The following is a 14,894-nucleotide window of genomic DNA, read 5'->3' on the forward strand; positions in this document are numbered from 1 at the left end:
TAGGGCCTACAAATAACAGCAATGCGGAAAAGAAAAGGGGCAGACCGAAGTCTGCCCCAAATCTATTAGATAGTATTGTTCAACTTAGAAGTTGAAGCGAACACCCAAGTCAACCATGGTCTCGTCGCCCAAGGAACCGCCTGTGGAAACACCACCGCGCAGGGATGTACCGCCACCCATGTCGTGGTTGAAGTCGATACCGAAGGATGTGTCAGCCCACTGGTCAGCGTCTGCAACATAAGCTTCGATGTTTGTTGCTGCGCCTACGTCAACACGACCGGCCAGAACGATGTGATCGCCTGCTGTGCCGTTGTCTGCGTATGCCAATGTAACGTCTGCGATACCGAAGGAACCACCAACAGATGCTGCGAACTCTGTGTCAGCTGCGTTGTCGGAATCCTGTGCACCCAATGCGAATGTCCAGCCGTTCCATGTGTATGCAACGTGTGCTGCGATACGGTCGTCTGTGTCAGACGCAGATACGTGCAAGGAGAAGTCGCCTGCGGAGTACAGAACTTCTACACCGTTGTCGCCACCGTCGCCGAGGCCACCGGAGGAGTACGCGTCGCCGCGGAAGTTGTATGCGGTGTAGTCATAGTTGTGACCGGTCAGACCGATGTCGATTGGGTACATGCCAGGCATGAACTCAAGCGCGCCGAAGATGTTACCAACACCGATTTCCAGACCACCGGAACGTGCGAAGTAACGAACGCCGTTGAACTGTGGGCGGTTGCCGTTTGCTGCGTCGCGCTCTTCGCCTTCAAGACGAACACGTGCACCGAAAGTAACGCCAGCGTCGGATTCAGCTGTCGCGTCGATCTGCAAGCGGAAACGGCTTGTCAGGTCTGTGGAGCTGTCGCCTGTGCCATCGTCAGAGTTGTATACGATACCAAAGCGGCCGTAGCCGGAGAATGATACGTCTGCTGCTGCAACTGAAGCTGTGGCGACCAGAGCTGTTGTTGCGAAGAGAACTTTTTTCATGAGTTTTCCCTCGATTTGAATTCAATAGGACCCGACCGGGGAATTCCGATCAAGGTATGATGCTCTTTTGCGCCGCGCCTCGGCTTTTGGCAAGCAAACCAGTTCGCCAGAAAGCAATGTCGTCATTGATGGTGCAGCTTTGCCACACCTTCCCCTTTCGCCTGCAGCTTTCCCGTTCGGCAACAGGGCGCCCTACCGACGCACTATATATACATTGACCTTGCCCAGATGCCTTTGCTTGGGTATTGCATAGAAAACAACGGTAAGGTGGCGACAATGGCGCGCATTCGGGCACGAAATATAGTGATACTGGCGGTAGCGCTTGGCGCATTGTCGGCCTGTGGATCAATCGGGAAGATCGGCAAACCCGCGACTGAGCGGCCTGCTCAGTATCAAAACCCTAATGTTCCTTCAGTTGTCGAAACTGATTCGAGCAATACAATCTGGTCGCTGTTCAATAATAAGAGCACCGAAAGCACCGTAGCCGTAAACAAATACCTATGGAGCGCCTCACTGGAGGTGCTTAGCTTCTTGCCCGTAACTTCTGTTGACCCATTCACTGGTGTGATCGTCACCGGCTTTGGAACACCTCCGGGTGGCGGCCGTTCTTATCGTGCGACTGTCTTGATCGACGATCCTGCGTTAGATGCACGTTCTTTGCATGTTGCATTGCAATCCCGCGGTGGCGCAGTGAGCAGAGCAACGACACGCGCCGTCGAAGACGCGATTCTTTCGCGCGCGCGTGAACTGCGGATTTCTGACAACAAACTCTAATCGCCCCACCAACCGAATTGATTTTTTACAGCGCCGGGCATTGTGAACACCACACGTCCGGCGTTGCTGCGTAAAAAGGCCTGCCTAAAATGACCTCTACCACCCGTTACACCCCATCCGAGATCGAAGCCCGCTGGCAAGCCGCCTGGGAAAAGGACGAGATATTCAAAGCTGTTCGTTCGGCGGATAAGCCCAAGTATTACGTCCTTGAGATGTTTCCCTATCCTTCGGGGCGGATTCACATGGGCCACGTACGTAACTATACGTTGGGCGATGTCATTGCGCGCTATAAACTCGCCAAAGGGTTTAACGTCTTGCACCCGATGGGTTGGGATTCGTTTGGTTTGGCCGCTGAAAACGCAGCGATGCAAAAAGGTATTCACCCCGGTGAGTGGACCTATCAAAACATCGAAGACATGAAAAACCAGATGAAGCCGTTAGGCTTTTCGTTGGATTGGTCGCGTGAAATCGCAACATGCCACCCAGATTACTATCAGCACCAGCAGGCGATGTTCATTGATATGATCGATGCTGGCCTGATTTATCGCAAGAACGCCATCGTGAACTGGGATCCGGTAGATATGACCGTTCTGGCGAATGAACAGGTTGAACAAGGGCGCGGCTGGCGCTCGGGGGCGCTGGTGGAACGGCGCGAGCTCACACAGTGGTTCTTTAAGATCTCGGATTACTCCGAAGAGCTGCTTGCCGGGCTGGACACGCTAGAAAACTGGCCTGCCAAGGTACGCCTGATGCAGGAAAACTGGATCGGGAAATCGCGCGGCCTGCAATTTGCCTTTTCCGCAATCAACGCCCCTGATGGCCATGACCGCATCGAAGTCTATACAACGCGGCCTGATACGCTGAACGGCGCCAGCTTTGTTGGCATCTCACCAGATCACCCGATTGCCAAACTGCTGGAACGTGACAATCCCGAAGTTGCGGCCTTTACGGCAGAATGCCGCAAAGGCGGCACAACAGAAGAAGCGATCGAAACAGCCGAAAAACTGGGCTTTGATACAGGTATCCGCGTCCGTCATCCGTTTGACACCTCACAAGAGCTGCCAGTCTACATCGCGAACTTCATCTTGATGGATTACGGTACAGGCGCAATTTTTGGCTGCCCTGCCCATGACCCGCGCGATTTTGAATTCGCGACGAAATATGGCCTGCCGATCATCTCGACCTTCCTGCCCAGCGAAGACGCGAATGAAGAACTAACCGAAGCCTTTGTGCCTGCCAAAACCGAAAAGGTTTTCTTCAACCGCGGTTTTGCGGGCGAGCAGTGGCAAACGGGCCTAGAGGCGATTGATGCCGCGATCACGTTCTGCGAATCTCAGGGTGTTGGCCAAGGTGTCACTAAATACCGCCTGCGCGACTGGGGTCTGTCCCGCCAGCGCTATTGGGGCTGCCCTATTCCTGTTGTGCATTGTGATGACTGCGGCGTTGTTCCCGAAAAGAAAGAGAACCTGCCCGTTAAATTGCCCGAAGACGTCACCTTTGACGTACCAGGAAACCCGCTGGACCGTCACACGGAATGGCGCACAACGCCTTGCCCGTCTTGTGGTAAGCCTGCGCAACGTGAAACCGACACGATGGATACCTTTGTGGATTCGTCATGGTATTACGCACGCTTTACTGCGCCTCATGCCGATACGCCTACCGTGATGGATGATGCCGAGTATTGGATGAACGTCGATCAATACATCGGCGGGGTCGAGCACGCGATCCTTCACCTACTTTACGCACGCTTCTTTGCGCGCGCGATGGAGATCACGGGGCATTTGCCAAAATCAGCCGCCGAACCTTTTGATGCGCTGTTCACTCAGGGCATGGTGACCCACGCGATCTACAAGACCGAAGCAGGCGCAGATGGGCGCCCTGTCTTCCACTATCCCGAAGAGGTGGACCTAAAAGGGGACAAGGCCTTCCTCAAAGAGGGTGGTTCAGAGGTTGAGATCATCCCATCGGCCAAAATGTCCAAATCCAAGAACAACGTTGTTGATCCACTCAGCATCATTTCCGCCTTTGGTGCGGATACGGCCCGCTGGTTTGTGCTCAGCGATTCGCCTCCCGAACGTGACGTCGAATGGACAGCCTCAGGCGCTGAAGCCGCCTATAAACACCTCACTCGTGTTTGGAACATCTGTGACCGTATCGGTGCGATGGAAGACGGGGCAAAGGGCGAAGGTGATGATGATCTGCTGAGACAGATGCATAAAGCCATCCACGATGTGACCATGGCGATTGAAAGCTTTGGATTTAACGCCGCCATCGCCAAGCTGTACGGCTTTACCGCGACTTTGCAAAAATCCAAAGCATCCAAAGCCGCGCAGCGCGAGGCAGTAATGACGCTGGCACAGCTGATGTCACCGATGACGCCACACTTGGCCGAAGATATTTGGGCGAACCAAGGCGGCGAGGGCCTGATCGCCAAAGCCCCTTGGCCGGTTGTTGATGAATCCATGCTGAAGGACGACAATGTCACCCTGCCTATTCAGGTGAACGGCAAACGTCGCGGCGAAATCAACGTTCCTGCCGAGATGCCAAAGGATGAGGTCGAAAAGCTGGCCCTTGCCCATGAGGCTGTTATCCGTATCCTTGACGGCGGAACACCCAAGAAGGTGATCGTTGTCCCGGGGCGGATTGTGAATGTCGTTGTTTAACCGCCGAAGCCTGATCGCGCTGCCCTTTGCGTTGGCCGCCTGTGGTTTTACGCCTGCATATGGCCCTGAGGGCGCGGGAACAAAGCTGCGCGGGCAGGTGTTGGTGCAAGAGCCGTCTTCACAAGCGGGCTACCTGCTGACACGCCATCTGGAAACCCGACTGGGGCGTAGCGGTAGCTCGGCACGGTATGCGTTAGACCTGAACATCGTGTTGAAGCAAGACGGGCTGGCAATTAACACGGCGGGTGACACGACGCGGTTTAATTTGACGGGTCGTGTCAACTATGCGTTGCGTGACACTAATTCTGGTGATGTTCTCTCTTCTGGCGAAGTCGAGAATTTTACCGCTTACTCGGCCACAGGCACCACTGTTGCATCTTTGGCTGCTGAGCGGGACGCCGTTGAGCGGCTGATGAACATCCTTGGCGACCAAATCACCGCCCGCTTGTTTGCTACGGACCTGCCCTCATGAAACTAGGTCGCCGCGATGGCGCTGGGATCGTCGCGAAACCGCCCAAGGATAAGCTTGGGCTGTTGTTATACGGCAGCGACGCCATGCGCGTGGCCCTCAAACGGCAAGAGTACCTAAAAGCGCTGCTCGGCCCTGCCGCCGAAGAGGAAATGCGACTCACCCGCATTCCTGCAGGCGAGCTGCGGCGCGAACCTGCGCTGTTGATGGATGCCATCAAAGCTGTCGGCTTTTTCCCTGGTCCCCGCGCTGCCTTTGTAGAGGGCGCAACCGAACTGGTGGCGCAAACCATAATCCAAACGATGGAGGATTGGCAGGCGGGGGATGCGCAAATCATCATCACCGCAGGGGATTTGAAAAAAACGTCCAAACTGCTCAAGGCCTTTCAAACCCACAGCAACGCCTATGCGTGGGGTATCTTTGATGATCCCCCTGACCGCGCCGAAATTGAGCGCCTTTTAAACGAGGCAAAGCTTCGGGCGGATGGACCAGCAATGACCGCGCTGGAAGACCTTGCTCGCAGCCTTGATCCAGGTGATTTTCGCCAAACCCTTGAAAAGCTGTCGTTGTACAAACTCAGCGATACGGACACGGCGGTATCTCTTGATGATCTTGCGGCTTGTTCCCCTGCCTCGGTTGAGGCCGCTGTCGATGACATCATCAACGTCATCGCTGAAAAACAGATCAAGCTGATCGGCCCCTTGATGCGCCGCCTGCAAAGCCAAGGCGTGAACGCTGTGACCCTGAGCATCATGGCCATGCGCCATTTCCGCACCCTCCACCGTAGTGCCTGCAACCCTGGTGCCCCGATCTGGGGCGTACGCGACCGCGACCGTGTGATGCGCCAAGCCCGCGATTGGGGGACACCGAAATTAGAGACCGCCCTGACGATTTTGACAGACACTGATTTGCAACTACGCTCAGCAGGGCAAACTGCCCCTGCAATGGCGATCATAGAACGCACGTTCATTCGCCTCGCCATGTTTGGGGCCAGCAGAGGAGGCTAACACCATGTATAAAGTTATCGGAGCACCAGCCACACGCGCCTTTCGCGTCATGTGGATGCTCGAAGAGCTTGGCCAGCCCTATGAAGTTATCCCAGTAAAGCCCGCCTCAAAAGAGGCTCGCGACTATAACCCTTCGGGCAAAGTACCCGCCCTTGTGGATGGTGAGGAAACCCTCACCGACTCTGTCGCGATCATGCAGTACCTTGCGGATAAACATGGCGGTTTGACTGCACCTGCAGGCACCCCGCAACGCGCACGCCAAGATGCGATGCTGTTCTGGTTGATCGACGAATTCGACGCGATTCTCTGGGCCGCTGCCAAACACAGCTTTGTCTTTCCAGAAGACATGCGTGTGCCGATCATCAAAGACAGTTTGAAGGCCGAGTTCCTGCGCGCGTCAACCGTGCTGGCCAATCGTCTGGATGGCCCTTTTTTGATGGGTGACGAGATAACCGTACCTGACCTATTGGCCGTTCATTGTATCAACTGGTCCATCGGCGCAAAGTTCCCAAAGGTGGATGAGCGCCTTGGCTCTTGGGCGGCAGAGCTGCGCAAACGCGACGCGTTCAAAGCGGTTCGAGCGCAAACCAGTTCTTAACCAATCTTCGCGGCTGCATGGCGCCCTGCCCATGCGCCTGTCGCAAGGCATGCCGTGATCAAATAGCCTCCGGTGGGGGCTTCCCAATCCAACATTTCCCCCACAACATAGGTTGCTGGCATGCTTTGCAGCATCAACGTCTCATCCACCCCGCTCCACGCAACGCCCCCCGCGGTCGAGATCGCCTCGTCCATGGGTCGAAGCCCTGAATGTTGCACAGGCACTGCTTTTATCAGTTTCGCCAATTGCTTTGGGTCTTTTGGCAGTGGCTTTGCCATCTCTTGCAGCAAGGCAATCTTTGCCGGATCCAGCTTGAGCACCTTTCGCATGTGGTTGGTGAGCGTGGCCTTGCCCTGAGGTTTGGACAGTTTCTTTCCAATGTTTTCCAGCGTTTGGTCGGGCGCCAGATCAACAACCAGTTGGTGGCCGTCCCTCACGCCGCGAGAAACGGAATAGACCCCTCCGCCTTCGATCCCCTGCCGCGATATGACCGCTTCGCCACGAGATGTGAAAGGGCCAGAGGATAGTGCAATCCCCTTCAACGCAAAGCCAAAATGTTTCTCCATAAAGGAGGACCAGTCGATTTTGATCCCAGCATTGGCAGCCGAGAAGGGGGTCACTGGCACGTTTTTTGCCTGAAACGCCTCAGCCCAAACACCATCCGAACCCAATCTTTTCCAGCTTGCTCCGCCCAGCGCAAAAATCGTGACATCAGCACCCAGCGTTTGCACGCCCTCAGGGGTGTCAAAGCGCAGGCCGCCGTCGCTCCAACCCGTCCAGCGCCAACGCGTGTTAAACGTGACACCCAACGCATCAAGACGTCCAAGCCACGCACGCAGCAAAGGCGAAGCTTTCATCGCTTTTGGAAACACGCGGCCCGTTGAACCTGTGAACAGCTCTTGCCCCAACTCGGCTGCCCATAGCTTGATCTCATTCGGGCCAAAGGCTGCAATCATCGGGGCCAAATGCGGTGAAGCCTCGGTAAATGCTGCCAAAAATTGTTCGGGGGCCTCATCTTTGGTGATGTTCAAACCCGATTTCCCTGCCATCAGGAATTTACGTCCAACTGATGGCTTTGCCTCGCAAACTGTGACGGACACACCCGCCTTGGCCAATTCTTCGGCCGCCATTAGTCCCGCAGGGCCTGCGCCAATAATGATTGCTGTGTTCATGATGCGTCAGCAACCGGCAAGCCGCCTTTGATCTCTACAACTCGCTGCGGATAAGGGATGACAATGTCATTATCGCGAAGGGCGTTCCAGATCAGGAACAGCACATCAGAGGTGTATTTATTCGGGCCATCGTCAATGCCGTTCACCCAGAATTCCACCGCGAAATCGATGCCGCTATCACCAAATCCGCGCAATTCGCAATCTGGAGGATACGGCAGGTCAAGGACCTCGGGGTGCTTTGCCACCGCAGCTTCGATGATGTCAGGGACAAGGTTAATGTCCGTGTCATAACTAACCGAGAATTCGGCCTCGTATCGGTTGGCTGAACCTGAGTCCGAATAGTTGACCACACGCGTTGTAATAAAGTCTTCGTTTGGAACAACGATCCAGCGGCCATCATAGGTTTCCAAGATAGCAGCCCGTGCGGTCATCTTGACGATAGTACCTGCTTCGCCGCCATCCAGCTCGACGTAGTCACCAACAGTTGCCTGCCCTTCGACCAACAGGATCACACCCGAGATAAAGTTTGACGCAATCTTTTGCAGGCCAAAACCCAGACCAACACCAATGGCACCACCCAAGACGGCCAGCGCCCCTAGGTTAATCCCCATGACATTCATCAGGATCAGGAACGCCGCGCCAAAAATCATGAACTCGACGACCTTGATCAAAAGCTGCCGCAACGATGGGCGCATCTCTTGCTTTTCAATCAAGGCAGAGGTTTGGCTGTTTGACCATTGTCCCAGCCAGAACAGGATCGACCCTGCAATCACGCCACGCACAATCGAGATCAGGGAAAAGCGGATGTTCCCCACACCCACAACAGTTTCGGTCAGTTTGAGCGTGACAAGATCAAGCATGCCCAACGCATAAAGCCCCGCAATCGGCAGCAGAATAAAGCGGCCAAGAAGCTTTAGGAACGGGTCCGTCAGGATGTCGCGAACGAAAATACGCGCCGCGAGGAACATGAACACGCGCTTACCAAAGGCAATCACGGCACCGCTATCAAAGATGGACCTGACGATTTGCTCGCCGATCCCCGTCAACACATAGGCAAGCAGCGGTAGGACCAGCGGCAAGAATTGCAGCACAAATAGCCGCGAGGAGGTGAACAGGTTTTGCTTGTCGCCCGGATCAATCACCCTATGCAGCGTCGGCTTCACGCGCCGCGTGATGACAACAGCTAATAGATAGGCCCCAACCAAGATCCCAAACTGCGACCACGCAGCAGGACTCAGCAGCCACCCCATGGCCAACTCGTATCCCTGTACGCCATAGCCCGCGATTTGCTGAACGATGGGGGGATATTCAGAGAGGTCGAAATCCATGATGGTACCCTTAAATTAATTTTGGCTGCCCGATACTCTTGGCCTAGTGGTCAAATAGGATCAAGTCATCCATAGTTTGGCAGTAAATAATCAGGCCGAATTGCTTGATCTCTGCCTATACAGTGCTCTTGTCAGTGACTTTCCCCCTGTCACACGGCAAAGAGTATGCGAAGAATACAACCTGTGTTAAGCAAAGAAAAAGCCGCCGCCAAAGGCGCTACAACAAATGGAGCAGCAAAATGCGTATCGCACTTATCCTCACTTCCCTATTGATGTTGGCCGCTTGTGATGTGCCGTTTGTTCCTTTGATCTAACGACACATCTCTTTAATACCCTGCGCGATCTCAGCGGATGCCGATACGGTATCCGCACAAAGAGATTGTGCCGTCTCTAGCAGAACATCCCCCTCAACAACGCGGTCTATCAACCCGAACGACAGCGCCTCATCGGTTGGGATTTTCTGACCACCCATCAGGATCAATTTCGTTCGGGATGGGCCAATCAGTACGGCCATGCGCGCCGGATCACTGGGTTGTGGTAAAAAGCCCAGTTTCATCACCGGATAAAAGAACTTGGCCCCCGGAACGGCGATGCGAATATCGCAGGCCAGCGCCATGCCCATCGCCCCACCAGCCAACGTGCCGTTCAAGGCGGCAATCGTCAGCCCTGGCAGCGCGGCGATCGCGCCTGACAGACGTTCCCACAGGTCAGACACAGCGAGGCCAGCACGCGCCGCCTCTAGGTCGGCCCCCGCGCTAAACACCTTGCCGCGCCCTGTTAGGATAACGGCACGCGCTTCGCCTGCGCTTTCCATGATTTCGCATAGCTCGCGCAGCATGGCTTCGGTAAGGGAGTTTGCCTTGTCCGGACGGTTTAACGTTACCGTCCAGATGCCGTCATTTTGGTCTAGTTCAATCATATCAGCCCTACAGCCCGTCGAATTGTGTCTTCCCTCAGCGAGATTTCCTCGCCGAGATATTGATCCGCTTCAGCGCTACACATCCAAAGCAAACATTTTGCTGGCCAGTCTGCGGGAATATGCACGTCCCAATCCAACTGGCTGACAGGGTTAATGCCTGATGCTTTGATCACCCGCTGCATTTCGGTTGCGACAGTCCCAGGAGACAGGCCAATAGCGCGAATGCCATTCGCGGCCTCTTCCAAATGCAAAGAGCGGTTCAGCATGTTCACCGCCGCCTTTGATGTGCAATACGCGCTCCACCCCTCAATGGCGTTATGGGCGGCCCCCGAACTGATGGTGAGGACAGAGCCTCCGCCCTGCGCCTTGAGCGCGGGAAGGGCAGCATGAACGCCGTTAAAGACACCCTTTACGTTGATATCAATCAGCTGGCCCCATGCATCTGGATCAGCTGCGCCCAGATGGCTGATCGGATCCACAACGCCTGCGTTATTGATCAACACGTCCAAGCCACCAAATGCCTGAACCGTTGTCGCAACCGCCGATGACATTTCGCCATAGCGCGCAACGTTGCATGGAATCGCAATGGCGCGGTCACCAATTTCACCCGCAAGGGCAGCGATATCATCTTGAGAGCGCGCCAAAAGAGCGACGTTTGCGCCTGCACTGGCGAAAACCCGCGCAGCAGCAGCCCCGATCCCGCGGCTTGCCCCTGTGATCATTACTGTTTTTGAGGTCATATCCATTCGTATTCTCCCATAAATCACCGGATTTGAGTCGGCATTTCCTTGTTCGTACCTTGCCAGAGCGGCAACAACCAGCCTGTGCCGCCCTCTTGACCCTAAACGCAGTTTGCCAGACGCTGGGATAAAGAATTGAAAGACGAGGAATTTTTATCATGTCGCCCAGCCGATCTTTTTTAGCGTCTACAGCATTTGGCCTGTCGTTAGCGGCCACAACAGCCTCAGCCGATCTCACCTCTGCCGAAGTCTGGGGGGACTGGCGCGAATACCTTGAGGGTATGGGATATTCGGTCACTGCAAACGAAACCACATCCGGTGATACCCTTTCTGTTGCTGACATTGTTGTTCAAATCAATGGTGGTCCAGATATCAAAGAGATGTCGATCAGCATGGGAAGCGTTGATTTTGTACAGGGCGGTGACGGTACCGTTGAAGTTGTCATGCCAACCACGCTTCCGATCGAGATTAATATTTCACCCGAAAGCACGGAACGTCCGGCGAAAATCGCGTTAAACTATTCTCAAAGCGGTCAGCGCATGCTGGTGAGCGGTGATCCAAAAGCGATGGAATATGACTATAGCGCCGAAACCTTTGGGCTGGATTTGACCAGCTTAACCATCGACGGAACTGCGTTTAATCAAGACACCGCCAAATTCTCCTTAACCGGCAACTCGATTACGTCTTTGACCAAAGTATCAGTCGCCGAAACCCGCAGCTATGATCAAAGCATAAAATGGGGCGACATCGCCTATGATCTGTTTTTCAAATCCCCTGACAGCGTCGAGGCAATGACCGTTAACACCGTTGCAAAGAATCTGGATTTCTCTGGGATCAGCACAATTCCTGCCGACGGCATGGATATGTCTCAGGAAATGGCCGCAATGCTTGCTTCTGGTTTTGGGTTCAAAGGGAACTTCACGACCCAAGGCACCGAGACGAAGATGGAGATCACCTCCGAAGACGGAACATCAAAGATCAAAACCGGTTCTGGCAGCTCGGCTTTCGCGGTTTCGATGGGGGCTGAGGGCATCCACTATGATGTAGAAGCCTCCGGCGTTCAGATCGGAGGTCAGCTGGCTGGCGTCCCTTTCCCCCTGTTTATGGAAATGGAGAACTCGGGCTTTGAGCTGGCAATGCCGGTATTGAAATCAGATGATCCGCAGGACGTTTCGCTTGCGCTGAACATGACCAACCTCTCAATGTCCGATATCATCTGGGCGCTGTTTGATCCATCCAGCCAGCTGCCCCGTGATCCCGCGACGATCGCCGTTGACCTAAGCGGTAAGGTCAAGGTGTTGGTCGACACATTTGCACCCGAAGCGGTTCAAGAAATGGTGAAACGGGGCGAGACCGCGGGTGAATTGGAGGCCTTGAAAATCGAACGGATTCTAGTTGATGCTGTTGGTGCAAAGGTGGATGCAACTGGTGATCTGACTTTTGATAACAGCGACAAAACCACCTTGCCGGGCTTTCCGAAACCTGTCGGCGACATCAACATCAACCTATCCGGTGCAAATGCTTTGATCGACAAACTGGTTGCCATGGGCATGTTGCCACCAGAACAAGTGATGGGCGCGCGGATGATGATGGGTGTCTTTGCGGTACCAGGTGATGCGCCTGACACATTGAAATCAAAGATCGAGTTTAACGAAGAAGGTCACATTTTGGCCAATGGCCAGCGCTTGAAATAGGCTCTTAGCATTCTTGCAAGTGATCAGGCGGCCCAACGCGGGTCGCCTTTTCTTTTTGTTCACGCCCTTGCGGGTAAAGGTTACCACCGCTACCTCTATCCTCTAATCAGGAGAGAACGATGACCCAAGCCCTTGATGCCTTAACAGCCCAGATGCTGGACGCCGCCAAATCGGCTGGTGCAGATAATGCTGATGCCATGGCTGTTCGCGGAACCTCCCTATCGGTCGATGTCCGCGCAGGCGCGTTGGAAGAGGCCCAGCGCGAGGAAGGCACAGACATCGGGCTACGCGTATTTGTCGGGCAACGAAGCGCCATCGTTTCGGCCTCCGATACCTCATCGCGCACGCTATCTGAGATGGCTGAACGCGCCGTGGCTATGGCCAAGGAAGCGCCCGAAAACCCCTATGCTGGATTGGCTGCAAAAGATCAGATTGTTCAGGACTGGGATGCTTCCACGCTAGAGCTGTTTGACCCCACAGATGAACCCGCGCCTGCGGCCCTGCAGCAGGACGCCGCCGAGGCCGAGGCAGCCGCCCTAGAGATTGAGGGCATCACGCAGGTGCAATCCGCCAGCGCCGGCTATGGCGCACGCGAAGTGTTTTTGGCGGGATCAAACGGGTTTTCAGGAGGCTACCAGCGTTCAGATCGCGGACTTAGTTGTGTCGCGATTGCGGGAACTGGCACCGGCATGGAGCGTGACTATGACGGTGATAGCCGCATTTTTCAAAGCGATTTGCGCAGTGCTTCTGAGATCGGGCGCAGCGCAGCCGAGCGGGCCTTGCAACGATTAGATGCACGCAAACCGCCAACAGGTTCTTTTCCCGTGTTATTCGACGAACGTGTTTCCACCACGTTAATCGGCCATTTGTTGGGTGCCATCAACGGTAGCGCCATTACCCGCGGGGCATCCTTCCTGCGCGATGCGATGGACACCCAAGTCTTGCCCAAAGGCCTATCCCTTATCGAGGACCCGCACCGCCCACGCATCACAGGCAGCCGACCTTTTGATGGCGAGTTTTTGCCAACGCAAAAACGTGCCATTATCGAAGATGGTATCCTAAAAAGCTGGACACTTGATCTTGCCACGGGGCGTCAATTGGACCTGCCCTCGACAGGGAACGCCGCGCGCGGCACCGGTTCTGGCCCCTCACCAAACCCATGGAACATGGCGCTCACCCAAGGTACCTCTAGTCGTGAGGATTTGATCCGCGATATGGGAACGGGGCTGCTGGTCACCTCGATGATCGGCTCTACGATCAATCCCAATACAGGCGATTATTCACGTGGCGCAGCGGGGCTGTGGGTTGAGAATGGTGAGGTGACGCATGCCATCAACGAATGCACAATCGCAGGCAACTTGCGCGATATGCTGTTGGCTATGATCCCTGCAAATGACGCCAGAACCCACCTAAGCCGTGTTGTGCCGTCACTATTGGTGCCGGGGATGACCATTGCCGGCAACTGATCTACCCCTTTTGATTGATGCGGTGCGTATGGCTGGCCGTGTCGCGACCAGCTTTGTCGGGAAATCCGCCAAGCGCTGGGATAAACCCGATGGTGCGGGCCCCGTAACCGAGGCAGATTTGGCCGTAAACGATCTGCTTCAACAGGTGCTTCTCAGGTCGCGCCCAGATTATGGCTGGCTATCGGAGGAAACCGAGGATGGCACGGTCAGGCTTGGCCATGATCGCGTCTTTATCGTCGATCCCATTGACGGCACGCGCAGCTTTACCGAAGGGGCAAACACATGGGCCCATGCTATTGCTGTGGCAGAACATGGTGAAGTAACAGCGGCCGTTGTATATCTTCCATTGCGCAACCTTCTGTATACAGCTTCCCGTGGCGGCGGAGCCCAGCTGAATGGTGTTCCCATCATGGCCTCAGGCAATGATACCCTATCCAAGTCTAGTATTTTGGCGGCAAAGCCAGTTATGGCAGGTACGGTTTGGCGCGAAGGTGTTTGCCCGCCGTTTACACCCGCCTATCGGCCTTCGCTCGCCTACCGGTTGGGTCTGGTCGCACAGGCCAAATTTGATGCCATGCTCACGTTGCGACCCAGTTGGGAATGGGACATCGCGGCGGGCGCTCTTATCGTAGCAGAAGCAGGTGGCACCGTTACCAACCAACGCGGCGCGCCCCTGCGGTTTAACTCGGCTGATCCACGGTTGGACGGTGTTGTCGCAGGAGGCAATGCGATTCACACGGCGGTAATGGATGCGCTGGCATAAAGGTTTGTCACCTTGACGGCACTAGGCATCGCCGTGCAAACAGACTTTACGTATAATCAAAGGACCTGATCCCATGACACAACGCCTGCACCTCGTATTTGGTGGAGAGCTGGTAACCCCCAGCGAAAACACCTTTAAAAACGTCGATGATATTCATGTCGTTGGCATTTTTCCCAACTATGATGCGGCATATGATGCATGGAAAAACGAAGCCCAGCGCACTGTAGACAACGCACATATGCGTTATTTCATTGCCCACCTGCACCGCCTTCGCGACGAAGAGGCGGCGGCCTCCTCAACCGAAGAACTAGGCTAAGCCC

Annotated in this window: 14 protein-coding genes; 9 read left to right on the forward strand and 5 right to left on the reverse strand. The window is 55.0% G+C overall.

Annotated features, from left to right (window positions below):
• Positions 1–84 precede the first annotated feature (84 nt).
• Entirely contained in the window at positions 85–981 is an 897-nt protein-coding gene (locus tag Z948_RS0106715; protein ID WP_025058796.1) for a porin, read from the reverse strand.
• Positions 982–1,257: 276 nt separating this feature from the next.
• Here Z948_RS0106715 and Z948_RS0106720 point away from each other — a divergent pair, with 276 nt between their 5' ends.
• The 5 genes from Z948_RS0106720 to Z948_RS0106740 all read left to right on the forward strand — a co-directional run bounded on the left by Z948_RS0106720 (position 1,258) and on the right by Z948_RS0106740 (position 6,492).
• The gene (locus tag Z948_RS0106720; protein ID WP_025058797.1) at positions 1,258–1,755 is read left to right on the forward strand and encodes a DUF3576 domain-containing protein; all 498 of its coding nucleotides are present in this window, start codon (positions 1,258–1,260) and stop codon (positions 1,753–1,755) included.
• An 89-nt stretch (positions 1,756–1,844) separates the two neighbouring features.
• Entirely contained in the window at positions 1,845–4,418 is a 2,574-nt protein-coding gene (leuS, locus tag Z948_RS0106725) for a leucine--tRNA ligase (RefSeq protein ID WP_025058798.1), read from the forward strand.
• Positions 4,405–4,890, forward strand: a complete 486-nt coding sequence (gene lptE, locus Z948_RS0106730) for an LPS assembly lipoprotein LptE (RefSeq protein WP_025058799.1) — start codon at positions 4,405–4,407, stop codon at positions 4,888–4,890. The genes leuS and lptE overlap by 14 nt, the downstream gene beginning before the upstream one ends.
• Positions 4,887–5,894 carry a DNA polymerase III subunit delta gene (gene holA, locus Z948_RS0106735; RefSeq protein WP_025058800.1) on the forward strand — a complete coding sequence of 336 codons (1,008 nt, stop codon included), beginning with the start codon at positions 4,887–4,889 and terminating at the stop codon, positions 5,892–5,894. Before lptE ends, holA begins: the two co-directional genes overlap by 4 nt.
• A gap of 4 nt (positions 5,895–5,898) precedes the next feature.
• The gene (locus Z948_RS0106740; RefSeq protein ID WP_025058801.1) at positions 5,899–6,492 is read left to right on the forward strand and encodes a glutathione S-transferase family protein; all 594 of its coding nucleotides are present in this window, start codon (positions 5,899–5,901) and stop codon (positions 6,490–6,492) included.
• On the opposite strand, the gene Z948_RS0106745 is transcribed toward Z948_RS0106740, so the two are convergent.
• From Z948_RS0106745 to Z948_RS0106760, 4 genes are all read right to left on the reverse strand, one after another.
• A complete protein-coding gene (locus Z948_RS0106745; protein ID WP_025058802.1) occupies positions 6,489–7,664 on the reverse strand; it encodes a TIGR03862 family flavoprotein in 1,176 nt (391 codons plus the stop codon). The genes Z948_RS0106740 and Z948_RS0106745 overlap by 4 nt on opposite strands.
• A complete protein-coding gene (locus Z948_RS0106750) occupies positions 7,661–8,992 on the reverse strand; it encodes a mechanosensitive ion channel family protein (protein WP_025058803.1) in 1,332 nt (443 codons plus the stop codon). Before Z948_RS0106750 ends, Z948_RS0106745 begins: the two co-directional genes overlap by 4 nt.
• A 310-nt stretch (positions 8,993–9,302) precedes the next feature.
• Entirely contained in the window at positions 9,303–9,911 is a 609-nt protein-coding gene (locus tag Z948_RS0106755) for an enoyl-CoA hydratase/isomerase family protein (protein ID WP_025058804.1), read from the reverse strand.
• A complete protein-coding gene (locus Z948_RS0106760) occupies positions 9,908–10,657 on the reverse strand; it encodes an SDR family oxidoreductase (protein ID WP_025058805.1) in 750 nt (249 codons plus the stop codon). The genes Z948_RS0106755 and Z948_RS0106760 overlap by 4 nt, the downstream gene beginning before the upstream one ends.
• A gap of 152 nt (positions 10,658–10,809) precedes the next feature.
• Here Z948_RS0106760 and Z948_RS0106765 point away from each other — a divergent pair, with 152 nt between their 5' ends.
• From Z948_RS0106765 to Z948_RS0106780, 4 genes are all read left to right on the forward strand, one after another.
• Complete coding sequence (locus Z948_RS0106765; RefSeq protein WP_025058806.1) at positions 10,810–12,345, forward strand: DUF2125 domain-containing protein; 1,536 nt, start codon at positions 10,810–10,812, stop codon at positions 12,343–12,345.
• A 119-nt stretch (positions 12,346–12,464) separates the two neighbouring features.
• Positions 12,465–13,811 (forward strand): TldD/PmbA family protein, encoded by a 1,347-nt coding sequence (locus Z948_RS0106770; protein WP_025058807.1) that lies wholly within the window; start codon positions 12,465–12,467, stop codon positions 13,809–13,811.
• The gene (locus Z948_RS0106775; protein ID WP_025058808.1) at positions 13,798–14,574 is read left to right on the forward strand and encodes an inositol monophosphatase family protein; all 777 of its coding nucleotides are present in this window, start codon (positions 13,798–13,800) and stop codon (positions 14,572–14,574) included. Before Z948_RS0106770 ends, Z948_RS0106775 begins: the two co-directional genes overlap by 14 nt.
• Before the next feature lie 73 nt (positions 14,575–14,647).
• Positions 14,648–14,890: a DUF4170 domain-containing protein gene (locus Z948_RS0106780; RefSeq protein WP_025058809.1), complete on the forward strand. Its 243-nt coding sequence runs from the start codon at positions 14,648–14,650 to the stop codon at positions 14,888–14,890.
• Positions 14,891–14,894 lie beyond the last annotated feature (4 nt).

This window comes from Sulfitobacter donghicola DSW-25 = KCTC 12864 = JCM 14565, assembly GCF_000622405.1.
Lineage (GTDB): Bacteria > Pseudomonadota > Alphaproteobacteria > Rhodobacterales > Rhodobacteraceae > Sulfitobacter > Sulfitobacter donghicola.